The 24,019-nt window shown below is 38.5% G+C and carries 21 protein-coding genes; 9 read left to right on the top strand and 12 right to left on the bottom strand.

Annotated features, from left to right (window positions below; translation table 11 throughout):
* Window positions 1–425: 425 nt before the first annotated feature.
* The 3 genes from QNI15_RS15715 to QNI15_RS15705 form a co-directional block, all read right to left on the bottom strand.
* The gene (locus tag QNI15_RS15715; protein ID WP_314032522.1) at window positions 426–983 is read right to left on the bottom strand and encodes a hypothetical protein; all 558 of its coding nucleotides are present in this window, start codon (window positions 981–983) and stop codon (window positions 426–428) included.
* Window positions 984–1,066: 83 nt separating this feature from the next.
* Window positions 1,067–1,750 carry a TlpA family protein disulfide reductase gene (locus QNI15_RS15710; protein WP_314032521.1) on the bottom strand — a complete coding sequence of 228 codons (684 nt, stop codon included), beginning with the start codon at window positions 1,748–1,750 and terminating at the stop codon, window positions 1,067–1,069.
* Window positions 1,751–2,479: 729 nt separating this feature from the next.
* Complete coding sequence (locus QNI15_RS15705; RefSeq protein ID WP_314032520.1) at window positions 2,480–2,839, bottom strand: hypothetical protein; 360 nt, start codon at window positions 2,837–2,839, stop codon at window positions 2,480–2,482.
* 70 nt (window positions 2,840–2,909) lie between these two features.
* On the opposite strand from QNI15_RS15705, the gene QNI15_RS15700 reads away from it, so the two are divergent.
* The 3 genes from QNI15_RS15700 (at window position 2,910) to QNI15_RS15690 (ending at window position 5,628) form a co-directional block, all read left to right on the top strand.
* Entirely contained in the window at window positions 2,910–3,425 is a 516-nt protein-coding gene (locus QNI15_RS15700) for a hypothetical protein (protein WP_314005474.1), read from the top strand.
* Between the two features lie 546 nt (window positions 3,426–3,971).
* On the top strand, window positions 3,972–4,316 hold the full coding sequence (locus tag QNI15_RS15695) for an EthD domain-containing protein (RefSeq protein ID WP_314005476.1): 345 nt from the start codon (window positions 3,972–3,974) through the stop codon (window positions 4,314–4,316).
* Window positions 4,317–4,608: 292 nt separating this feature from the next.
* Window positions 4,609–5,628: a helix-turn-helix domain-containing protein gene (locus QNI15_RS15690; protein WP_314032519.1), complete on the top strand. Its 1,020-nt coding sequence runs from the start codon at window positions 4,609–4,611 to the stop codon at window positions 5,626–5,628.
* Window positions 5,629–5,689: 61 nt separating this feature from the next.
* Here QNI15_RS15690 and QNI15_RS15685 read toward each other — a convergent pair whose 3' ends face one another.
* Window positions 5,690–6,646: a helix-turn-helix domain-containing protein gene (locus QNI15_RS15685; protein ID WP_314032518.1), complete on the bottom strand. Its 957-nt coding sequence runs from the start codon at window positions 6,644–6,646 to the stop codon at window positions 5,690–5,692.
* Window positions 6,647–6,734: 88 nt separating this feature from the next.
* On the opposite strand from QNI15_RS15685, the gene QNI15_RS15680 reads away from it, so the two are divergent.
* The 4 genes from QNI15_RS15680 (at window position 6,735) to QNI15_RS15665 (ending at window position 10,815) form a co-directional block, all read left to right on the top strand.
* Window positions 6,735–7,919 carry an FAD-dependent oxidoreductase gene (locus QNI15_RS15680; protein WP_314032517.1) on the top strand — a complete coding sequence of 395 codons (1,185 nt, stop codon included), beginning with the start codon at window positions 6,735–6,737 and terminating at the stop codon, window positions 7,917–7,919.
* A gap of 144 nt (window positions 7,920–8,063) precedes the next feature.
* Window positions 8,064–9,038 carry an NADP-dependent oxidoreductase gene (locus tag QNI15_RS15675; RefSeq protein ID WP_314032515.1) on the top strand — a complete coding sequence of 325 codons (975 nt, stop codon included), beginning with the start codon at window positions 8,064–8,066 and terminating at the stop codon, window positions 9,036–9,038.
* 3 nt (window positions 9,039–9,041) lie between these two features.
* Window positions 9,042–9,959, top strand: a complete 918-nt coding sequence (locus QNI15_RS15670) for a helix-turn-helix domain-containing protein (RefSeq protein WP_314032513.1) — start codon at window positions 9,042–9,044, stop codon at window positions 9,957–9,959.
* Between the two features lie 481 nt (window positions 9,960–10,440).
* A complete protein-coding gene (locus QNI15_RS15665; RefSeq protein ID WP_314005497.1) occupies window positions 10,441–10,815 on the top strand; it encodes a VOC family protein in 375 nt (124 codons plus the stop codon).
* 334 nt (window positions 10,816–11,149) lie between these two features.
* Here QNI15_RS15665 and QNI15_RS15660 read toward each other — a convergent pair whose 3' ends face one another.
* From QNI15_RS15660 to QNI15_RS15625, 8 genes are all read right to left on the bottom strand, one after another.
* Entirely contained in the window at window positions 11,150–12,997 is a 1,848-nt protein-coding gene (locus tag QNI15_RS15660) for a RagB/SusD family nutrient uptake outer membrane protein (RefSeq protein WP_314005501.1), read from the bottom strand.
* Window positions 12,998–13,028: 31 nt separating this feature from the next.
* The gene (locus QNI15_RS15655; protein ID WP_314032511.1) at window positions 13,029–16,466 is read right to left on the bottom strand and encodes a SusC/RagA family TonB-linked outer membrane protein; all 3,438 of its coding nucleotides are present in this window, start codon (window positions 16,464–16,466) and stop codon (window positions 13,029–13,031) included.
* A gap of 196 nt (window positions 16,467–16,662) precedes the next feature.
* Entirely contained in the window at window positions 16,663–17,796 is a 1,134-nt protein-coding gene (locus QNI15_RS15650; RefSeq protein ID WP_314005507.1) for a FecR family protein, read from the bottom strand.
* Window positions 17,797–18,066: 270 nt separating this feature from the next.
* Window positions 18,067–18,669, bottom strand: coding sequence for an RNA polymerase sigma factor (locus tag QNI15_RS15645; protein ID WP_314005510.1), 603 nt, complete (start codon window positions 18,667–18,669; stop codon window positions 18,067–18,069).
* 239 nt (window positions 18,670–18,908) lie between these two features.
* Window positions 18,909–19,655, bottom strand: a complete 747-nt coding sequence (locus tag QNI15_RS15640; RefSeq protein ID WP_314032509.1) for a DUF6597 domain-containing transcriptional factor — start codon at window positions 19,653–19,655, stop codon at window positions 18,909–18,911.
* A 37-nt stretch (window positions 19,656–19,692) separates the two neighbouring features.
* A complete protein-coding gene (locus tag QNI15_RS15635; protein ID WP_314032508.1) occupies window positions 19,693–20,052 on the bottom strand; it encodes a hypothetical protein in 360 nt (119 codons plus the stop codon).
* Between the two features lie 606 nt (window positions 20,053–20,658).
* On the bottom strand, window positions 20,659–21,363 hold the full coding sequence (locus QNI15_RS15630) for a hypothetical protein (RefSeq protein ID WP_314005520.1): 705 nt from the start codon (window positions 21,361–21,363) through the stop codon (window positions 20,659–20,661).
* 253 nt (window positions 21,364–21,616) lie between these two features.
* On the bottom strand, window positions 21,617–22,327 hold the full coding sequence (locus QNI15_RS15625; protein WP_314032506.1) for a hypothetical protein: 711 nt from the start codon (window positions 22,325–22,327) through the stop codon (window positions 21,617–21,619).
* 523 nt (window positions 22,328–22,850) lie between these two features.
* On the opposite strand from QNI15_RS15625, the gene QNI15_RS15620 reads away from it, so the two are divergent.
* Window positions 22,851–23,000 (top strand): hypothetical protein, encoded by a 150-nt coding sequence (locus QNI15_RS15620; RefSeq protein WP_314032504.1) that lies wholly within the window; start codon window positions 22,851–22,853, stop codon window positions 22,998–23,000.
* Between the two features lie 13 nt (window positions 23,001–23,013).
* Window positions 23,014–23,919, top strand: coding sequence for a helix-turn-helix domain-containing protein (locus QNI15_RS15615; protein ID WP_314032502.1), 906 nt, complete (start codon window positions 23,014–23,016; stop codon window positions 23,917–23,919).
* Window positions 23,920–24,019 lie beyond the last annotated feature (100 nt).

The raw sequence follows: 24,019 nt of genomic DNA, 5'->3' as shown, positions 1-24,019 counted from the left end.
ACAGTTTCAAAGTCTTATTAATTCGGTTTGAGAAGAAGGCGCCTAACTGGACTGCATTTCTCTATATGGCTTTCTCTATTCGTTTTTTACGTAAAATCCAACCTCTTAATAAATACTAAACAACTTCATAGGTAAAAGTATAGTCATTATCAGAACGATAATTCCAAGTCCAGGTGCGAAATTCATATCATCCATAAGTTATATATAATTGTATCTGACAAACTCAAAGCTAAAAGTGATAAAGGCTCATATATAGAATGCTCTAGTATATATAGCCTTCTCTATTCGTTTAATGTAAAATTTAACCTCTTAATTAATACTAAATAACTTCAACGTATCCTTGATCTGTTATATATCAATGCTATGTTTTTTGATTTTCCTGTCGTTCAGATTGGTGATAACGTCAACGGCAGAAAAATATGAGATTACTGATCTTCTCCATCAGCAGATACATGTTTTCGCTTTTGGCTGATACTATAAACTATTCCTGCTATTAGTCCAATCAGCCCGCCTGCATAACTGAAGTTGTGCATGGAACCAACTGCAATAAAACTTTTTTTGTCAACCAGGTTTTCTTCAGATATCCACCAATTTATGTCTGTATCTGCCAAAAAAAGTCTACCGTATACAAGCCCAATAAGACCAGTTACAAATGCAATGAGTATGGTCACACTAATTGCTCCCATTGTGGCACGAAACATTTGTTTGTGGTTTTTGTGTACTAACCCAACAAGCCCAAGAATAAGTCCGATAAGCAATCCCATCCACCAGGTTGCCATAAACCCAACAACAGAAACTTCAATTCTTGGGGATGGGAATATAGCTTCCGTACCTAAGTCCATAAGCCCGAATTGATAGAACTTAAACTTTGTGTAATACTCAGGTGAAATTGTATACGTCAACTGGTCATGTAAAATGCCATAAAGTCCACCGATTAGCGAGGCAATTACAACTATCAAAATAAGAGTGACAAATTTCTTCAAAGTATTTCTTATGATTGTTGAGCTTGGAAAGCAAACCAATGAGGGGATAAAATGCATAAAAGACCACAATGGACTAAAAACTACTATTTTAACTTATAGATGGCTTTTTCTAACCCACTGATATTGCCCGGATATCCTTCAAAATCATAAACAAATTCACCTTTCTGATTAATTACAATGGTTGTAGGGTAACTATTGATATCATATTGAGTGGCTATTTGCTCTGTTTGGGGGATAATGGCAAATCCAAAATCGCCCTTCTCTTGTACATATTTTTTTAATTTATCTACCTTTTCCCGGGCAAAGGAAATAAACACAATAGTTGGGTCGCTTTTATACTTCTCAGCTAGTCTTTTTAATTCAGGCATTTCTTCTATACAAAAAGGACACTTAATAAACCAAAAGTTCACTACTATTATCTTTCCTTTTAGCTGATCTGTAGAATAGGTTATGCCATTTATATCTGTTGTTGTAAATGAAGGTGCTTGTGTATGATATTGTCTTTTAGGAGAATTAGATTGAAGCTTTTCTTTTTCTGGTTCGTTAATTCCTCTCAAAGATATTTCTGTGATTGACAACCCACTGACTTTATAGTCTCCCACAACGTATTGACCTGTTTTTAACTTGTCTCGAAATTCATTTTTAGAAATAGATTTTCCATTACTATCTATAAAAACAGTTGAGTTGTTTACTTTAGGTTTTTGAGCAGAAGATTCTACTATACTAATACATATAATCAGAAGTGTTAACAATGCTATTTTGTTCATTTCCTATTGCGGTAGTTTATATATGTTGTTACTTTATTAACAACAACGAGAAAGAGTTTTATTTTAGTAGGAAATAAAGTCTTTTTCTGAGTATAAATTAGAAATGTGCTCTAAAAATAGCCAAAAGATCACTTTTAAAGCACCTCATTGTGTTGTGGTCCTTGTTTGATGCATCTTTTGCAAGATACAGCACGAAATATTCCGTAGCATTTCACCCCAATGCCTGTGCCATTTCTAAAAGCAGATTTTTATTTCTCAACAAGGTTTCAAACTTGTCCATATTTGGACGAGTGGTATTCATTTCTGGATAGCTAATGGAAGTCTGTGGCCTTGGTGTCAACTTTATCAGCAATTAATTTATTTCAGGAAGGACAGCCTCATTGCCGTATAAGGCTACACCGAAATAGTTTTTTTTGGATGTAAAGACAAACATATTTACTAATCAAAAAACTTACTTGATTGAGTTCATTTAGTGGCTCTCTTATTGGTGTACTCACTCGCAACTTGTTGGCCCATCATTCAGCTTGGGAGAACGATGGCATCATGACAGATATAAGTTAAATCGCATTAGTAGAGAAGGTAATTGTTGTAGTAGACTATCTTTCTTCTGTCGATGGCTTTGCTTTCTTACCCATTCCCTTTTGCCACCATGCAGTTATGGTGATACTTCTGTAGCAGGACAAAAATCAGAAATACTCCACCCGAATTAGTACCAATAATCTTATGGTATCAATTCAACAAATTTGTTGGATACGGATAATTGGGTAATCTGTCTACTCTATCTTTAATATCCTCCCATTTTAGAGAAGCCCAGGCTGGAACAAAACCATTGCCAAAATCACCTCCTAATTTGACAAGTGCATACAAAGCTACTCCCAATAGATAACTTATAGTATAATATCCAAATACAGTAAGTGATACAGTATCTCCTTGATATGTGTATATAAAGTTATCACTTGGATAGTGAGGATTTATTATCTCATATTCATCATAAATTACCTCTATCCCAGTAATTTCATTGATTTTCGCAATAAACTCTTCTACAGACGGAGGTATATCGGTAAATTTAATGTCTCTATGACATACCATATCGTAACAGGGTTATAGTAAAATAAAACAATGTTTAAGTTTATTTAATTTTGTAGTATAAAGTATAATCATGACTATAAACAAGCTTTTAAAGGATACTATAAATGATCCTAATATTATTGTTAGTACGACTGTAATCATGCACACGATTACTTTCAATTTCCAGAATGGCATTACAAAAACTTTTCCACTTGACCCAAAAAATGCTATAGATTCTCTGCTATTAAAGAGTAACCAAACTAATGTTCCTATTAATTTAGCTGTTGAATATTTAAAAAGCATCATAGAGAAACTAGACTATATTCGATTGGTTAAAGCCATTAGAGGTAAAATAGACAGAGTTAATTATATAACTGATAGTGTCCCTTATCCCATATTGGAAATTGTATATTCACTGAAAGCTTTTAACAAAGTAAATTACTATTATAGAAATACAGTATTTACACAAAATGCTCTTTTTCATCTAACCTATAATGAAAAATGGCTAATAGATATTGCTGCGGTCAGACCACTTGTAAAAAAAGATGGTGAGGATTTTATAAACAGGCTGCTTGAAAATTTGTACATAGATACTCTTCATCTCTGAAAAAGGACTTTACCTCAAATCTAATCCTGTATTTGAGGTATTTTATTGAGGTGGCCTACTTTAGTGAGACAAGACTGAGACACCACTAGTAATTTTTTACTCTTTATCTAGTATATACTCTAAGGCTACAGGACTATACGGATACATATACCTCTTGTCATTCTTCAGATACTTTAAGTGCTAAAATATCAATTACATTATCAGTATCCATCCGAACTATGATATGTATGGAAGATAATCCACTATATATAAGCCATTGATATTTCTGTTTTCGGGCTAGACTTTTAAAGTTTCAGGCTATTGGACGTGTATACAATTATAGACCTTTGTCCTATGTTACGGTTAAAAATGAAGAGCTATTTGTATGAATGATAAAAGTAAAGAATAGGCAAACAGGTATACAGAAATAAGCTTGTTCATTGCTACTAATTTTCTTTTCAATAGGCTCCTTTATTTGAAGGATAGGTATAGCACTCTTTTGAGTTCATACCTACATCAAAAAAAGCATTTTTAACAACAGACTATATATCTTCCACTATTCTAGTAATGCAAGTTATGATTAAGCTAGCTATTTTGCTAACACGCCGAAAAGGGATGACACATCAGGAATTTGTAAATTACCGTCGTGATATACATGTGCCACTTCTTCTCTCAATTCCAGAGACAAAACAGTATGTCAGAAAGTTTGTTGTGTCTGTACCCGTTCCTGCAACGGGTTACCCCAATCCAGCCTATGATACCATGATAGAAACATGGTTTGATAGTGTTGACGATATGAATGCATTCTTTTTATCTGATAATTTTAAAAAGAAAGTAGATCCTGACCATAGTAACTTCCTTGATATTCCTGCAGCTGTATGGCTGGTTACAGAAGAGACAGTAGTTATATAAGCTACTGTCTCTTAGAGGTACATGTCAGCCAAAATGCATCAGGCTTTTTGTGTGGGTATTGTAGTTACCAGATGCTGGACTGGCATTCGGTAACTACAATACCCACATTGTCTTTCATCTTAGAAACGGATATTCCATTGGAGGCTACTGTACAATTCTTTACCAGCAGTGTCGCAGCATGTTAACACTAGTGTTAACATGGGATAGTCTTAAACAGTTGAACTTACTCAATAGAGCTTCTGGCTGCCTGTGAATTTTGCTACTTTCGTTTTTTGTTTGAAACAGATTTTTTATGAAAACCCATATACGCATCAACAAAAACGCTGACCTGATTGAAAGCCTGTCAACTGATTTCTATACGATCCGTACGAAAGATTCGGTTGATCTACCTTCCGGCTTAGGTTCAGGAACTGTGAAGGGATTTTATTTCCCTTCACAGTTAAATGTATATATAGGAAGCCACCATTTGCACCTTCCCTGGCAGCTGGAAACAATCAATGAACAGGACAGCACAACTTTCTGTATTTTTGCAAGCATTGTATCCAATAAAATCACAATCAAAAAAGATGGTGAATGGGTAGACATGAATCACAACGGACCCAATAGTATTTTGTTCTATTCGGCGGGTTCTTCTGTCGAAATCGCATTTCCACCCAATGAGCCCTTCAAGACACTGTTCATAACTTTTACCAGTGAGACGATACGTGCCATTATAGACCAGCCAGATGTATTGAAAGGGCTTACTCCAGGTTCACCATTCCTTTATTTATCTGAAACGACTCCGGAGGCCGTAAACTTGATTCGTAAATTGGGTAGCATCTCCGATGAAAACGGGCCTTCCAGATTTGAAATGTATATTGCTCTTCTTAATCTGCTTAGGCTCACATTGTATCGAACGTTTGTTAGTAAAGAACGTTACAATTACTCCGGCCTTTTAAAGGAAGATGTAGAGAAGCTGTTTTCAATTCGGAGAAGGCTCATGGAGAATAGTCACCTGACACTAAAGATTGCTACACTCGCAGAAGAAGTCGGGATGAGTGAGAGTAAAATGATTAAACTATTCAAGCAGGTATTCAGCTATACTGTCTATCAGTTTGCCCAAAAGGCAAAGATCATCAAAGCAAAAGACCTGCTCACCACACGAAATTACAATGTTTCTGAGGTAGGTTATATGGTTGGATACAGCAATATGACCCATTTTGCGAAAGCATTCAAGAAGCATTACAAAGTTAATCCCAGCGAGTATCTGAAGAGTGTACTTAGTAATAGGACAAGTACATATGAAATACGCCCTACTCAAACAATTTCCTGAAAAATCTACTATTTTTAAAATTGTCCGGTAGTCAACAAATAAGGTACGTATAACAAGAATTTTAGGGAGTGTGACTGCTCCATTTCTTTGGTTTCATACCCTTATGTTCTTCAAACAATCTTCCGAAATAGCTAAGGTTACTGAATCCCAGACGATAACCCGTTTCTGATACGGATAAGCGTTCCTCTCGCAACAGTCTGGCAGCCTCTTCCATTCGCATATACTGAAAGTATGTGTACAATCCTTTACCAAATACCTGTGTAAAAACTTTGCGCAATTTGAGTTCATTCATTCCACTTATTTTTACTAACTCACTGATTGGCAATGCACAGTCAAGTGACGCGGCCATGGCATTGCGCACCTCATATACTTTGCTTATTTCATCACGAGTTACTTGCTGATGTGAGACCGACTCCCTGCGCGAGAGGTTATTGAACAGAAAGTATAGCAATTCCAGTGCTTTCATAGAATAAAAAAGGTCAGGAAAGCTAACGTTATGGCTGTTGTTCAACATCTGATCTACAATAGAAGCTATCTCCGGCGACATAAACTCTTCTATCCAGAAGGTACTGTCCGCATCAAAGAGATAACTAAATTGTGGCTGATCTTTACCAAGAAACCTACTTAGGTAGGTCATTTCTATAATAATGGAGATCTGTTTGATATGTGACTGTTTGGCAAAATGTACCTCACTTGTCATATGCAAGGGAGTGATCCGTACATGTGAACGTTCTTGTTGTAAGTTGCCGGGCAGGTCTGCTACATTTTCCTGACCGTCGTTGAATACATTCTGAAATGAAAACAGTAGTCCATTTTTGATCACGGTGATTGGCTCCCTCCGAAACGAGAAGGCTTCTTTTGCCACCAGAGAACGCATCATAATTATCATTTCCGGCAGTAAATCTATAGTCCTGACGTAATTAAACTGTAATACTTTCAGGTTAGCTATCTGTTCAAAAACCGGCACGCCAAGTTTTTCCGCGAATTCTAACATCTGATCTTTACTCTGCTTTTTCATTTTTTTTGGACTATTAATAGTCGGTAACCGGCTATTTTATGCCTAAACCTACCAATATTTTTGTAGGTGTAAATCAACTAAAAATACAATGAAAAAACGAATCATCATTTCAGGAGGCGGCATTGCCGGGCTTACTGCTGCGAAATTATTACATGAGCAAGGACATGAAATTATAGTCATCGATAAAGCCAGAGCTTTTACCAAGGCTGGTTTCTTTGTATCACTCAAAAGCTTTGGTGTGGATATTATGGACCAGATGGGACTGAAAGAAGAACTGATTCAGGAGGCGACACCTTCGTTGTTTATGCATTGGTTAGACGCGGAGGGACATATGATTCGTGATATCAGTTATGAAAAGGTAAATCAAAACACCACTCAATCCATTCTGATCACCCGTGGCGGTCTTCACCATGTATTGTACAAGAGTGTCAGAAATGAGATAAATATCTTGTTTGACACCACTATTGAACACCTGGAGCAGCATGATCAAAAAGTCAATGTTACTTTATCCACTGGAGCTGTCCTGGAAGCCGACCTGCTGATCGTTTCAGAAGGGTTACGTTCTTCTACCAGAGCCCGTTATTTCCCGGAAAGCCAACTGGAAGATTTTAATCTTCTGTATATGGGTGGCAGGTTAAAAGGAAATCATCTGTATACTATAGGTACAGTCAGAAATTACCTGGATGTAAACAAGATGTTTGCTATCTATCCAGTCAATAAGGAAGAAATTGCTATTCAGTGCTATATCCATACTACGGACAACTTACCAGCAGTACAGGAAAATGCCCAAAACCTGTTAAAAGAGACATTTAAAACGTATCCCAGTGAAGTACAACATGTAATCAACAACTTTCTCAAAAACGGCCTGATGTTCGTTGATAAAATGGGTATGGTGCATGCTCCTAACCTAGTCAATGAAAACGTAGTTTTGCTTGGTGATGCAGGATATTGTCCTACTGCCTTATCAGGTATGGGGGCTTCCTTATCTATCTATGGTGCAAAGGCTCTGGCTTACTTCCTGGCAACGTATGCAGAAGATCTTGCCTTATCACTTCAAAGCTATAATTCATTACTGCAACCGATCAGTAAAAAGTTTCAGGGCAATGCCAGAGACAATGTAAAATCATTCATACCCAAAAATGAAGCTGACCTCGCCCGCTTTACACACTTGTTCAGCAATGCAACGGATGAGCAGGTAAGCAAACTAATGACTGATCAGCTTATACTTACTCAGGAACAACTCCACTTCACCCTGCCAGCAGATGAAAGGTAAATAACGATCATACTTCCAACAGTTAAGGTGTGTTATCACTTTATTCATAAACAGACTTTTGGCTGAAACAAAGCGTAATTTGGCTAAAAGAGATTGCACATTGACTCTGACCTTTGAGAAAGATAAAAACAAAAATAAAGAGTTATGAAAGCAATTAGAATTCATGAATTTGGTGGACCAGAAGTAATGCGTCTGGAAGAGCTGCCATGTCCGGTCCCTGCAGCGGATGAGATTTTAGTACAAGTATATGCCAGTAGTGTTAATCCTGCAGATTATATTATCCGTCAGGGCGGAAATGATATCTTACGGCCATACCTGAAATTGCCTCTGGGATTGGGGCTGGATGCAGCAGGTATTGTTGAGGAAGTGGGTAGTGAGGTCAAAGACTTCAAAAAAGGAGATAAAGTATATGGTGTACCGAACTTTCCGGGCGATGGCAGTTACACAGAATACCTTGTTGCCAGTGCAACCCGGTTTGCACGCATGCCGAAAACCATTAGCTTCAACGAAGCAGCTGCTTTTCCATCGTGTGCATTGATCGCCTGGAGCGGTATATATGATTTAGGCAAGCTTCAGCCAGGTCAGCGGGTTTTTATTCATGGCGCTGCTGGTGGCGTGGGCAACCTGGCTGTGCAGATTGCAAAAGCAAAAGGTGCCTATGTGATTGGTACGGCATCGCCTCATAATTTTGATTTTTTGAAAGAATTGGGCGCTGACGAGACCCTAGACTACAAAAACCAGCCGTTTGAAAGTTTATTTGGCAGCATTGACCTTGTATTTAATGCCTCACCTGTTCGGGATGACCAGACTCGTTTGAATTCAGCTGAACTCTTAAAAAAAGGTGGTATTTTTGTTTGTACACAGCTAGACAGTCCCTTTACAGATGAATTGAAAGAAGCACTTGCCGCAAAAAATGCAACAGGCACATATGTTGGCGAAGTCAGTATGGGGTATGTTTCGTTGCTAAGTGAAATAACAAAACTTGTAGACGAAGGTAAAGTAAAAGCTGTTGTGAGTAAGGTTTTTCCGTTGGATCAGGTAGCAGAAGCCCACCGGGAAAGCGAAACGAAACACGTTAGGGGTAAAATCATACTGGAAGTCAAAAAAGAAACCAGATAAAGAATGAAACGTTTTGCAACAATCAGCGAATTTTTACAGTTCAGGCACTTACCCAAACCCCAACACCCACTCATCTGTGTATTTGAGATAAAGTCTGTTGAACGTTTACGCTTGGAAGAGCCTGCAAGCTGGTTGTATGATTTTTATGCTATTGCCTTAAAGAGAGTTTCCAATGTGGAGGATGCAAAATTGAAATACGGGCAGCAGCAATTTGACTTTGACAATGGAATCATGTCGTTTGTTGCACCGGGACAGATTTTGAGTTTGTCGCTTGAGGACCATGTGGAAGCAATCCAACAATCCGGATGGATGTTACTCATCCATCCGGATTTCCTCTGGAACACACCACTGGCACAAACTATCAAGCAGTATGATTTTTGGGATTATTCGGTAAATGAAGCCTTGTTTCTCTCTGAAAAGGAAGAGACGACCTTAGTTCAAATTCTGGTAAACATTCAGCAGGAGTGTCATTCAAACATTGATAAGTTTACCAAAAATATTGTCATTTCACATCTTGAGACTTTGCTCAATTATGCGGATCGCTTCTATCACCGCCAGTTTATCACACGTGAAAAAACCAATCATTATTTATTGGAACGGCTGGAAAAATTGCTCAATGATTACTTCGCTAATGACGATCTCATCACAAAGGGATTACCCACAGTAAGTTATATTGCTGAATCCCTAAACTTATCGCCCAAATATCTGAGTAGTCTCCTTAAAGTGCTGACCGGGCAGAATACCCAACAGCATATTCATGAGAAGCTAATTGAAAAAGCTAAAGAAAAACTTTCATCCACTGACTTATCTGTTGGTGAAATTGCTTACGCACTAGGCTTTGAACACATCCAGTCATTCAGCAAATTATTTAAATCCAAGACCCAACTATCCCCTATCGAGTTCAGAGCTTCTTTTAAGTAAGAACAAGCATACTAAGGTTTGAAACATGGGTGAGGCTCTGCCATCTTATCGTGTACCATAACATTTCTAGAAATAAAAAAAGTTTCTGGCACAAGCATCCGCTCAATGCTGTCAACGTAAGGCAAAGACCCTTATTCCCATCGTTCATGTTGGTGATAACACCAACATGGGGAAAAATGTAAACTTGGCTCTCTCTGTCCCAACACAACGGACGTTGCTTTTTAATTAGGTCTGAACAGACGTTCGAACCAGCATCTTTCTTTTTAAAACCTTCATTTCCAGAAAAGTTATGGGACAACATAATGCTCTACCATAATTATTATCCATACTGAACGGAAAGTGGCTAAAAACTTGCCCTTTCCCTGATGGAAAGATGGTTTGTATTAATAGACACAACACATACCCATCAAAATGTCCGATTTGTCCAATGGATAAAGGTAGCAAAAGCCCAATTTTGTGCCATTACCTAACGACAAATAACATGAAATTAAATCACATCAATTTAGTGGTAGCAGACATTCCCAAAACAATACGCTTGTTTGAAAATCAGTTAGGGTTTACATGCATTCAGAATCGAAAAGATGCGATTGCTGTCTTAACCAATACTGAGGAATTTGCTTTAGTACTTTGGTCATCAAAACTCAACAAGGAAGCCACTGTACACTACCCTGAAAATTTTCATATTGGATTTTATCAACCCGACAAAGAGGCTGTACTTACTGTTTATCAGAACCTGAAAGCGGAAAATGTCACATTTGAAAGTGAGCCCAAAAACATACGAAACACGTTTGGCTTTTATTTTTATTTTGACAGTTTACTAATCGAAATCAGTGTTATTCCTGACTCATTTGACTAAACCACCTCAAACTTCCATTCTGTCCTTCTGAAAGAACATCACTTTCTCCTGTCCTTCTGAAAGAATCTTGTGACAAATAGAGTGGCGCTTGTTTCGTGAAAAAAAATTTATTCAGAAACCACAGGCCGCCGGTCTTGTCACGAGCTCCTTTCAGGAGGACAGAGTGTGGATGTTCCTTTCAGAAGGACAAAAAAGGGTGTTAGGGACAATAGCTCGGAAAAGATATCTTTCCTAAAACCTCAAAATTGAAAATGGTTAGGTTTGGTTGTTATTATACTTAAAACACAAATCCAGATCTGCATTTTGAAACCTACACCTGTCACCGTAACCAGCGTTACTTCCAGAATGGATTTTGTACCAGATTAGGGTTTTTATCAATTTCAGACTGAGGAACAGGAAACCAGTAATTCTTTTTAGAAAAAACCCGGCGTTGATAAACCGTCCGTTTAAAGTACGCCTTCGGATTCTTCTCATCATCGCTAATTTCTGTTCCGTTAAAGTTCATGCCAAAAAAATCGCGATTCAGGACTTCTTCCCCAATCTTCCATCTGCGGATATCGCTATACCGAATTCCTTCACAGTTTAGTTCTACCCGTCTTTCGCGTCTGATGGCAGCTCTGATTTCATCCTGGCTTCCGGCAGCTACTTCCGGTAAGCCAGCTCTTTCTCTGATTAGATTTAAGTATTTAAGGATATCCGGATTGCCGGGATCAGTCTCATTTAAAGCTTCGGCATAGTTGAGGTATGCTTCTCCTAACCTGTACAGAATTCCAGGACGGTACGGATTGGTACGATTTCGTGGATCATGGTCAGGATGCACTTTTTTTCGTAACAGATAGCCACTTTGAGGTGCATCATGGGTAGGGCCACCATCCCATTCATCTATCATAAACCGCGTTGTACGATTCTCTCTTCTGTGCCAGGCTCTGTTGTATAAGACAGATATATAAAAGCGGGGTTCGCGATTGCAGTACATATTGTAGGTACCCGCTAAGGTAACTTTACCCCCTCCCTGTACTTCACTCCACTTTGTATTGCGGAATTCATCAGCCGTTGAAAAGCCTTTCTCAACATAGCCAGAATTAGGATCATCGATAGGCAAGCCATTTTTCATAAAGAAAGCATCTACCAGCGATTGAGTAACACCCAGTCCACCATTGCCCCCAGTGCCACGTGGTTGTGAGTGTCTATCGTATTCCCATGTCTCACTATTAGGTCGTGCAAAAAGAATTTCCGCATTGCCATCTGTCGTTCTTTTAAACATCATATTCTGATACGACAAAAACGGATCAATGCTTCCATTATCATTGTATTCATAGTATAGTTTATGTCCGGCGGCATGAGCTTTGTCGATCAATAGCTTGCAGGCATCACTGGCACGCTTCCATTTATTGGCATCATAGGAAGTATTGAATAAAGCTTCCCCTTTGTCATTGACAAAACCATTGTAATCCGGATTGCCATTTGCCAGGGGACTTGCTGCAAATAAGAGCATACGTGCCCGTACGGCTAAACACATAATGGATGTAGCTCTGCCAAATTTTGCATTACTGGCATACTTGTCGGGCAATAAGCCGGATAATTCCAGCATTTCAGAATCCACCCAGTCTATTACCTTGTCAAAAGGAGTCTGTCCTATCAGCAATTGTTCTGAAGTTGCATCACTTGGTATAATCTCCCGTACAAGAGGCACAGGACCATAGGCTTCTGCCATGAGCCAGTAATAATAGGCAATCAGGAAACGTGCTTCATACTTCATATTATCTGCATCCTCCTGCGTAAACTGTTGTGCAGGATTTGGTTTGACATTTTCGATCAGAATATAAGCTGACCGTATCCTTCTGGGTAATTCATACCAGTAATTGGGCCCCCAAAATGAATTCGTATTCCAGTTACCGGTTTGTTTGGCAATCACATCCCATCCAAATTGTTCCCATCTCGGGTTAGGGCACATGTCATCTGACAAAGGATCGTAACTGATATTACGTGCATAATCCCAATAAGGATCCGGAATGTTGGCGTATACCCCTGCCAACCATTCTTCTGTCCGGGTTTTGTCTTTAAAGACCATCTCCTGTGTAAGCAAATCATCTGGCATCTTGTCCAGAAAATCAGAGCAGGACTCTGATAAAATAATCAGCAAGAAGAGTATTGTATATCTGAGTACTGTATAGTTCTTCATCTTTTCCCGTATGTTAAGTAGGTCGTAAAATTTAAAAGTCAAACGTCATACCGATAGAAACCGACTTCATAATTGGATATCTGTAGCCATTATTCGGTCTGTTATCTGGCCGGGTATCAATTTCAGGGTCCCAGAGTTTAAAGGAGGAGAATGTGAAAAGGTTATTTCCTGTCACAAATATCCGGCTGTCTTTTATCCCTATTCTGCCAATTACATTCTTTGGTAAGGTGTATCCTATCTCAATGCGTCTAACCCTAAGAAAACTCATATCTTTCATCCACCAGCTGGACGTCTGCGTATTATTGGCCAGTGTACTGATCTGACTGGAGGCATTGGATAATCGGGGCCAGAAGACATCCTGACGTGGATTTTCGGCTGTCCAGCGATCATTGGCATTGGAGTAAATATTTCCTAACGCGCCATTACCAGAGCCAGGCATAAAGGAGCTTGCATCTCCAATAATCCGCGAGGTTCTTCCTGTACCCTGAAAGAAGGTTCCCGCATCAAAATTTTTGTATTGCACACTCAATCCGAAGCCATACACAATCTGAGGATCCACTGTTCCACCAATGGCTGAGACATCAAGCGCATCCACAATTCCATCCTTATTCACATCCTTATATTTGATATCTCCGGGTTGCACCGGGCCAAACGTCTGTCTTGGTAATGGACTTATCAATTGGCCAGTTGAAACGTCGGCAAAGTCTTCAGTCGTAAATAATCCTTCTGCTACCAGTCCCATAATCTGCCCTACAGGTTTTCCTGTAAGCGATCGGTTGGTACCAATGACAGCACGTGCCTCATCCTTCTCGATAATTTTATTTTTAGCGTAGGTAAATGTACCCCGTATAGATACAAGCAAGTCAGTGAAAAGCTGCTTATTTACATTCAGGGAAATATCAACTCCCTGGTTATCTACCTTGCCATAATTGGCCCAGGGTTTTTCAACAAATCCACTTGAACTTGGGATGTTTTCACGCCTTAAAAAGATATCTTTTCGTTGTTCCTTAAAGAAATCAGCCTGGAACTGAATACTATTGTTTAGTAGCGCCAACTCAAGGCCCAGATTTGCTTTGGTAACGGTCTCCCAGGTTAAATTTGCCACTCCATAGTCACCCTCTCTTCGTCCTGTCCGTTCATAATCATTATTTACGCCCCATCTGTATTTATCTGTCTCTCCAATGGTTGTAATGTAGGCAAAGCGACGTCCATCTAACCGATCATTTCCAACTTTCCCAAGAGAGGCTCTTAGTTTAATTTTTGAAAAAGTGGCTTTAAAAGGCTCCATAAAGTCTTCTTCCGTCAGAATCCATCCAATAGCAGCGGATGGGAAAAATCCATAGCGCTTTCCTTTGGCAAAGTTTTCTGAACCGTTATACCCAAAATTCACCTCAGCAATATACCGTCGGTCATATGAATACGAAAGGCGGGCTGCCAATCCCTGATTTCGGAAAGGAAGTGCTTCTCCTTTATCATAGTTGCGTCTGTTACCAAGAAGCAATGCATCCAGAAAGTGCTTTCCAAAGGCTCTTGAATAGGTAAGGCTACCTTCCATATACACACTTTTATCACCCCATTCAGAAGTCTTTTCATACCCCAGAAAATCCTGTCCATTCCTGTAAATAACCAGATTCAAAGACCCATCTTCATTTCTGCCTACAGAGGGACTATAGTAATTGGGATCTTTACTTCTTTTTACTCCAGTAGAAGAAAATCGATCAAACGCAAACTTTACTCTTCCTTTTAAGCCTCGAATAACTTTGTCGAAGTCCTGTTCAACCCCAAACAACGACTCAAGTTTACTATCGCTGACACGCTGATATCCCCTTTGGGTAGCTAATGCCCATGGATTAGCCCTCTCCGGAACAACCGGAATTTCTCCACTGGAGTATTTGGTCGGATGGACGAAAGGAGGTGTCTCAAAAGCCAGATAAAACAGATCGTCGATAGATTGAGGAGGGCGATTCATATCCTGCAGGTATCCTCCAATATTTATTCGCAGCAGTGTTGAAGGAGTGATATCCAAATCAACATTTGAACGCACATTATACCGATGCAGTTTTAGGGAAGAATCCCACATCTGTGCTGGGTCACGTGCAACAATGCCTTTTTCCGAATAATAAGATCCTACCAGCGAATAGCGCAAGGCTTCGCTGCCACCAGAGGCAGTCAGGTTATACCGGCTATTAGAGGCATGATCGTTTGTGATAGCATCCAGCCAATTCACATCGGGATATAAATCCGGGTCTGTCTGATTGCGGGTATTGTCAATTCTATCCTGAGAATATGGAATGGCAGGAGCGTTCGTTTCCCTGGCAATAGTATTGAGGAGTTCCATATAGTCAGCAGCACTCAAAAAGGAAGGTAGCTTGGTTGGTTTTGTAAAGCCTTGTTCATATCTGAAGCCGATAGAAGGCTTGCCGATTTTGCCCCTTTTTGTGTTGATCAGAATGACTCCATTGGCACCCCGAACACCATATACAGCACTGGCAGAGGCATCTTTCAGAACAGAAAATGATTCTATTTCCGCAGGGTCAATGTTGTTTAGCGAACGCTCCACCCCGTCAACAAGTACCAATGGATCTCGTGCTCCCTGGAAGGTAGAAATACCTCGTATCCAAAAAGTAGAATTATCATAGCCTGGCTCTCCGGAACGTTGCACCGCTATAATACCGGCCACCTGTCCTGCCAGGTTATTACTTACGGATCGAGTAGTACCAAATGACTGAAGTTTTCCAGGTTCAATGGTGGTAATGGCTCCTGCCACCGTATATTCTTTTTGTGTACCAAAAGCCACTACCACTACCTCATCCAACGTTTTAGAATCAACAATCAACTTAACATTTACTGTTGTCTGATCACCCAATACTACTTCTTCTGTTTTGTAACCGATATAGGAAAAAACAAGAATGAGTTTCTCACCTGTAACAGCAAGAGAATAGTTGCCTTCTGCATCAGTAGTAGCCCCGAGTGTAGTCCCTTTTACACTCACGCTCACACCCGGAAGAGAGGCACCTGTATCATCAGTCACTTTACCTGTAACGGTCCTGTCTGTTACAGAAATACCCGGAGCATTTATCACGGTACCCACACCATTCTGCGATTGCTTTGTCAAAATGATGTAATTTCCCGAAAGCTGATAACTGATATTTAACGGATAAAAAATCCCTTCGAGAATCCGGGATAACTTTTGATCTTTGTAATCAAACGAAAGCTTTTGATCAACGGCAATTGCCTGGGGATTATAGGTGAATTTTATGTTGACTGACTTTTCTATTACTGACAAAACATATTTAATGGTTTCACCCTCTGCCTTGATTGAAATTACCTTATCCATTACACTTTGCCCATATATATCTGTTGGTGCAGCCATAGCTACACCTGATACAATCAACATAAGCAGAAACTGGATACTGGTAAATTTTGTAATAGTAACAATCAAACTTTGAAGTGTATGATATTTTTTCATAACTTTGGTAAGTTTAGGTTCATAAAATAGTGGACAAAGCGAATCCTGTAGCTTTGTGTAGAGTACCAATCGCTACAAAGCCGGGATTGAAGAGAACAGATCGGTGATGCTGGTAACATCACCATCTTTTTTATGATTAGGGTTTTGTATTTTTTCTATCTCATAGGCAAAACAATTTTGGTGAGGGCTGGATCGATTAACATCCGGAACTGGTGATAATTACCTTAGCATCAATAACTTCATAGGTAGCACCTATGGTCTGACATATGATTTTTACTTTTTCGAACAGGGACTCATTCCCCATGGGTGCGGTTAAAAAACAATTTTTCATTGTCTCTGCATTGAACATAATTTCAATACCATATGCAGTCTCCAACGTGTTGAAAACTTCTGCAATGGGAGTGTTCTCGAATCTAAAATCAGCTTTGGTAATCTTTGCATTTACGATCTGAGGGGAGTCAACAATCATTTTGTTAAATGACTGTTCAGTTCTCTGATAGCTTACGCACTGGTTAGGCAGAAGGGTAACTCCCTCTCTACTATTGGTTATCGATGTAGTGGCTACATTAGACTCTGTTTTAAGGGTATAAACCGAGACCTTGCCAGTCTTCACAGAAACCACTATATTTTTTCCATCTTCCGGAGCCTCAACATGGAAGCTGGTTCCCAGCACCTTGGTAAAGACTTCATTGGAATGAACAATAAACGGTTTGTATGGATTTTTGGCAACTTCAAAAAAGGCATTTCCCAACAGATATACATCCCGTGTAGAATCGTTGGTATAATCTGTTTTATACTTGAGCCGGCTTTTATTTTCAAGTACAATCATACTTCCATCAGACAACAGAACCTTTACTGGCTTTCCAGTCTGGTTTACCTGTTCACTATATTCCTCCTTTAAACTATTGTGGTAGACATACAGATCTGAACGCGGTTTGGCTGTATCCTGTCGACTCACAAACCATACCATCACACACAAGCATAGTAACAATACACTGGCAGCAGCCAGGAAACGAATCTGACTGACAGATCGCTTTATGGGCTTTTCTGTTTCTGTATCAGAGGATATATGGATTTGTGTTTTAGATTCTGTTCTGGCCTGAATTTTATCCCATAACGCATCTATGACTACAGGGTCCTGGTGTGTTTCCTGTGCTCGTTTCAGGTTAAGTACCAGTATACGTGCCTGTTCTACCTTTGTACTTAGTTCAGGATGTTCATCCAGATACCGCTCCCAATAAGCACTTGCTCGCGGATCGGATTGATGTACCCAGTCAATAAAGCTCTGATCTGAGGCAAAATCCTCGATCGTATAGTGTGTATAGTCCATTTGTATGGGAATGCATTAGGCTTTCCATATACTAATGGACTAACCTTCTTTTTTTAACTCTTTTTTTTGAAAAAAAAATAAGAAAAAAAGAAAGTAGCCTGCCGAGGCCTGTAAACCAGGTGTTTTAATTATTTATGCATTGAAGAGAAATTGTATCAGGTCGAAACAATCTTAGATATCACCTTGTAGGAATCTTTGTCATGTACACATCAGGGAGTATCGAGATTTCTACTAATATCGTAGAAAATAGCCATACACTCGGACTCTTTTTTACGAAAAAAGTAAGAAAAGAAGAAAGCAGCCTATCGATACTTGTAGGTTAAGTTTTAGTTTACGAAGGGCACTGTAAATAAAATTGCAGGCCGACTGGTAGTTTACCCCCATGATCTGGGCAACTTCCTCATTGGAGAAGTTATGATAATAACGAAGGTTGATGGCTTCTTTTTGTCTTTTGGGGAGTTGCTCCAGAAGCGTTTTCAGATTTTCCATCTGTAAAGATTGAACTTCAATGCCAATCAGCTGGCTTTCATGTGAAGGATATGAAAAATAATTCTGATTCAATTCCGTATTGTATTCTGTACTTTCTAAGCTGGAGAAATCCTTTGTATTTGTATTGTGATAAATCTTATAGCGAAGTGCCTTAAATAAATAAAATTTCACTGAGGTAGTCTCTGCAATTCGTTCCCGGCTTTCCCATAACTCAAAAAACAAATCCTGAATGCTATCTTCGACTAAGGTACGATCAGAAGTAATCTTATTGCCATAATTTAATAATGCAGTCACATACTTTCTATAGATAGAGGCAAATGCAGCCCTATCTCCGGCCTTGAAAGAATGCCATAAAGTATCGTACTGCGAATTAGATGAGGTCATAATACAGCGTTATTGTAAATGCGGAATGAAATTTATATAAATAAATGAATATTCCACATACTATCCCCAAAGAAAAGTTCATCTTAATCCTATTAAAGTTCAAAAAAAACAAAGAATGGGCTTTATGGCTGTTTTTACAGCTATATATAGAGACAAGGCAGTTTGTGCATATCCCACTAACAGGGAACTGGCTAACTAGATAATCAGGACAAAGCTTTACGTTGCCAAATGCTTTGTTATTACTCCTCTGAGTAATGGCCTAATTGAACAAACCGGATATACCGTTGCAGATAAAGTTGTTTGGGTGTATTTCCAGTATGTTTTTTAGTTTGTCTGATGAAATGAGACTGATCATAGTAATGGTCTTGTGGATAAAAATCACCTTGTCCAATCTGAGGTAAGGATGAAAAAAAGGCAAGTTGTTCTAAATACACCTTTAACGGTAAGCCAAATGTATTTGTGAAATACCGATTGATTTGTCGGGCAGCCCACCCAGTTTCAATAGCCAGCTTGTGCACAGGAATGGTTCCCTTTGAGTGATAGACCAAGTCTAAAAGCTTTTGTTTTCTTGGATCAATTATCACTGACTGGAGGTGTTGATGCAAATGTGTACTAATGGTATCGACAAAGCTATCCAGTGACGTTTCTGCTTGTGGATCAATCTGTTCAAAATGTATGGGTGGTTTTTGAATGGAATTGGTTTCTAAAGTCGTCTTGAGCAAGTACTCAACTGCTAACAGTTTAAAGCGAATGCCATAGAAGACAGCCTGATTAGGGATTGTGATATCCAGAATGTGGGTTGCTAAACCAAAAAGATCCATTCGATTGGGCTTATCAGGCTGCACGGAGATAATCAGTTCAATACCCGCATCTGGTACTACCGTATAGTGGGTATCTGCGCCACTGTTATTCTGCGTCTTCCAGAAAGAAAAGATGAAAGCTTTAAGTGGCTCGCCTGGTTGACATTCTGAATAATCGATGGTCATAAATCTACCCGAATTAGTGTCAATAAGTTTACAACTATCAATTCAACAGATTCTTTGGATACGGATAATTTGGCAACCTGTCTACTCTATCTTTGATATCTTCCCATTTTAAAGATGCCCAGGCAGGTATAAATCCATTGCCAAAATCACCTCCTAATTGCACGAGTGCATACAAAGCTACACCCAACAGATAACTTATAGTATAATATCCGAATACAGTAAGTGATACAGTATCTCCTTGATATGTGTATATAAAGTTATCACTTGGATAGTGAGGATTTATTATCTCATATTCATCATAAATTACCTCTATCCCAGTAATTTTATTGATTTCCGCAATAAACTCTTCTATAGAAGGAGGAGTATCTGCAAATTTAATGTCTCTATGGCATACCATAGCGTAACAGGGTTATAGTGAAGTAAAGTGGTGTATGATTCCTTTCAATGAGCCTATAATTAATTCAAAGTCATTAGATAGCTTAATTATACCTATTTCAAAAACAATAGCCAGGATATAAAAGATGAACTTTCCGAGCTTTTTCTCAAACCAACTCATAATCAGGCCAAAAAAGAGGATAAAAACATTAAGATAGGAGAAAACAAAAAGGATTAGTAAAGCAATGTCTATTAGTCTATTAAACCCTGGAGAGGTAGTTTCAACTACTGAAAAAGGATCACTTTTTAAAAGCTTTGTTACGACAGATAGAAGAAAAAGAAAAGTTATACCAAACGCTGATACATCACAATATCTGAGAAATCTTTGTCGAAATTTCATTCGTTCTATTGGTTTGGGTATGATTTTACGAGGTTTCACTTCAACTCGTTTTCGTTGCTGTGGTTATCACCAGCAATCTTTTATTAATACGCAGACTGGTGATAACACCACGACAGGAAATGATTGCGTTTGCAGGAGGTTGAGTGAATTAATGTTTAAAATGACTTATTGTAATCTTTAGTACCTGTTAATCTGTTTCAGGATGAAACAAACTCAAGATAAGTCCCTTTATTGTTTTTCTTGAAAATAGATTGTGTTTTGTGTACTACTTTTCTTCATAGAAAACTCTTTTACATATCCTTTAAAATACGGAGCAACTAGTTCATTCTGTAATTGTATAGAATTTGTTGTAGAAAACTGGGCCATACGTTGATTATAAAATGTGTTACCAGTAATCTCTATGCTTGTTGTATCTTTTTGGATAAATAGTTGTTCTTTATCTGGAAACACCTTCAATATCTTCTCCAGCTCTGCAACACCATAAATATAGGTTAGTTTGACTTTGCCTTTTTTCAATATCTCAATCTTTTCTGGATTTTTTATGGTTAGCGTTGTTTGAAAGATCTCTTGAGGTTTTAAAACTTTAAAGCTTTCATATAAAATATTATAGTCTTTGGAATCATAATAGTAAAAGATATTAACATTAAATTTATCATAAATATCTATATTTTTTGGGTAGATATATAAAAAATTAACGAGAGGCCAATCATCTGCAATACTAATAAGAAGTGTTTTTGGATCTACTAGAAGAACTCGCCAATCCTGCATCCAAAGCACATATTCCTTTTTTGAAATATTTTTGTATGTAATTTGGAGGGTGGTGTCCTTATCCATCGATAAAACAATGGATTGAGAAAGCGGAGAGCCTTGACCATAACTAAAATCTGTCAGAAAGAAGCAAACTAAACAAAAAAACGTCCAAGATTTATTCATAAGATTTAGGATTGAAGATTGTTACCATTTAGTCTGTTTTTGCGTTCCTCGAACTCTAGAATGAAATCTCTCTGTGTATTTCTCTACCAATCTGTAGTAAAAAGACACCCTCATCTGTTGCTCCGCTTCCCGACGTGCAGATTGGAGATAACCTCAACCTGTGGAGGGAAATTTACTATTTGGACAAACTGTCGGATCAGATAAACTTCTCCCCTTCCTCATCTATAGGGAGATAGTCTTATCCATACCTGTGTTATTGTTTATCTCGCTCATCTGCAATTTTTTTAGGCTTACGTATCATCTCTATTTTTCCTTCGGGATTAACCCTATACAAGGTTTCATAGGATTCATCCCACTCATCTGTATCTAATTTCGGATCTTCAGTTTTGGCAACTGATACTAACTGATACACCTTTATTGTATCACCACTGAAGTAGCTATGGGTCCTTGTGGAAAATTGATATAATCCTGATGGACTACCAACTTCCGGATCTGAATTACTCAGATTCTTTATGTAGCATACAGGTATTCCATCTATATACTTTCCAGTAGGATCAACTGTAATAAGATTTTGTTGCTGGATTACAAAATCATCCCAAAAGCTTTCAATCATCATTACCAGAATTGTAGAATAATTGTTTGTTTCTTTCTGAAAAGCAACTGCTTTAAAATACTGAAACTGCAATTCAATGTTGTATCTGTCTTTTTCAGGTATAGGATCTATCCAGGCTTTGACTTGTTCCTTATTCAGATCTTTTAACTGTCTTATGAAAGATATACTATCCTTATTTACTGTTATCTCCGCTGGTTTTAGAAGAAACATATCTGGATCAGGAATGCAACATGTTTTGGTATTGGCAGAACCAACCGCAATTGACTTTTTACTTAGGGATTGATCTATACTTTTATTGAATACGCTGTCTTTTTTGATAGTCGTATTGCTTTCTTGAGTGTTACATGCCACAAACACAAAAAGTATAAATAGAGAATTTAAACCTGATTTCATAAAAGGACTTCGATCTGCTGGGCTTTACTGATGGAAAGTAGGTTTGTTATTTGTCAGAATAATACAAATAAAAAATACAGATTTCAAACAGTTCTATTATATATACATGTAAAAGTCTGCCTATCAGCGATTTTATAGAATCACAAAAACCAAGAAAAATACAACCTTGGTTTTGAGAGCCTGAAACCTTACGAACAGGCTTGGCGGATAGAGTCTAATGAAGCGGCAGAGATTACCACAGCTACTGATATACAAAAAAGAGTACAGTAAAACTCCACACTCATTTTGAGGAATACTTCAACTGCTACAACAACCATACTAATTAGTGTAGAAAGTAAAATTTGACCCTGGCTAACATGAATTGTGCTATAAATCTAGATTTTCATTACTGATTAAGCTAGTTATATACTCAGGGGATTCTGGCTACACTTTTGACAGATTAGGCTAATTTTCAGATGCTGGCTTAGCTTACCTTTGCATTATGAAAAACAATAGAGAAGACAATCAGGATCTGATCACATCACTGCCAGGTACTACAAACTTTGCTGTGACAACAAATGTTATCAGTCAGCCACACACTATAAAGGCAGACCAGATTATCAGACATTCTGGTGTAAAGAATTTAGTATAACACAGGCCAAGTTATGAAAACTATATCACAACCCATCATTTTCAAAAGCATATCAGAGTTTATGCGGGCACTTGAGCTGCCTAAACCATTGCATCCCCTGATCGCGCTGGTCAACTATAGTACGGAAAATGTTACCCGTAAAAATGCAGGGCGTAGCTTTCTGGTCGACTTTTATAAAGTTTCCTTTAAGAAGGCTTTCAGTGGTCAGATAAAATATGGACAAAGCTATTATGACTTTGAAGAAGGTGGCCTGGCCTTTTTAGCCCCGAATCAACTTATCACCATATCTGGGGACGAAAACTGTTATGAGGGATACAATCTGTTTTTTCATGCTGATCTACTGCGGAATTATCAGTTGGGAAAGAACATTCATCAGTATGGCTTCTTTACCTACGCCGTAAATGAAGCCTTGTTCCTCTCAGAGAAAGAGAAAAACATAATTGCTGGCTTGTTTGACACGATTGCTGCTGAACTGGAAACAAACACGGATGCCTTCAGCCAGGATGTACTTGTTTCACAGATTGAATTATTACTTAATTACAGTAATCGCTTTTATAACCGGCAATTTCTGACCCGAAAGGCTATTTATCATGATCTGATCAGTCAAATGGACACCTACCTGGCAACCCGTTTTGCTGATCAGCAGAGTGGTATACCTACTGTACTTGAGGTAGCGAATCATCTTCAGGTATCACCCAGATACCTGACAGATATGCTTAAGTCGCTGACAGGTCAAAGCGCACAGCAGCATATCCATGATCGCTTAATTGAAAGGGCCAAAACAATTCTAAGTACCACTCGATTGACGGTAGCTGAGATTGCGTATCAACTGGGTTTTGAGCACCCGCAATCTTTTAATAAATTGTTTAAGCGTTACACCCATCTTTCACCCAACATCTTCAGAAAGTCTTTTTACTAAGCTCTTAAACAAGTCTTCAGCAACCTGTACTGTACACAGGCTGTTAGGTTGACGTTGATTGCTAAACAGATAGCAAGTCATCAATCCCTTTGTAAAAAGT

Origin of the sequence: Xanthocytophaga flava (genome assembly GCF_030068545.1) — a bacterium.
In the GTDB taxonomy this organism is placed as follows: Bacteria; Bacteroidota; Bacteroidia; order Cytophagales; family 172606-1; genus Xanthocytophaga; species Xanthocytophaga flava.
The sequence above is the reverse complement of the archived record's forward strand: the minus strand, read 5'-3'. Positions and strand labels throughout refer to the sequence as shown.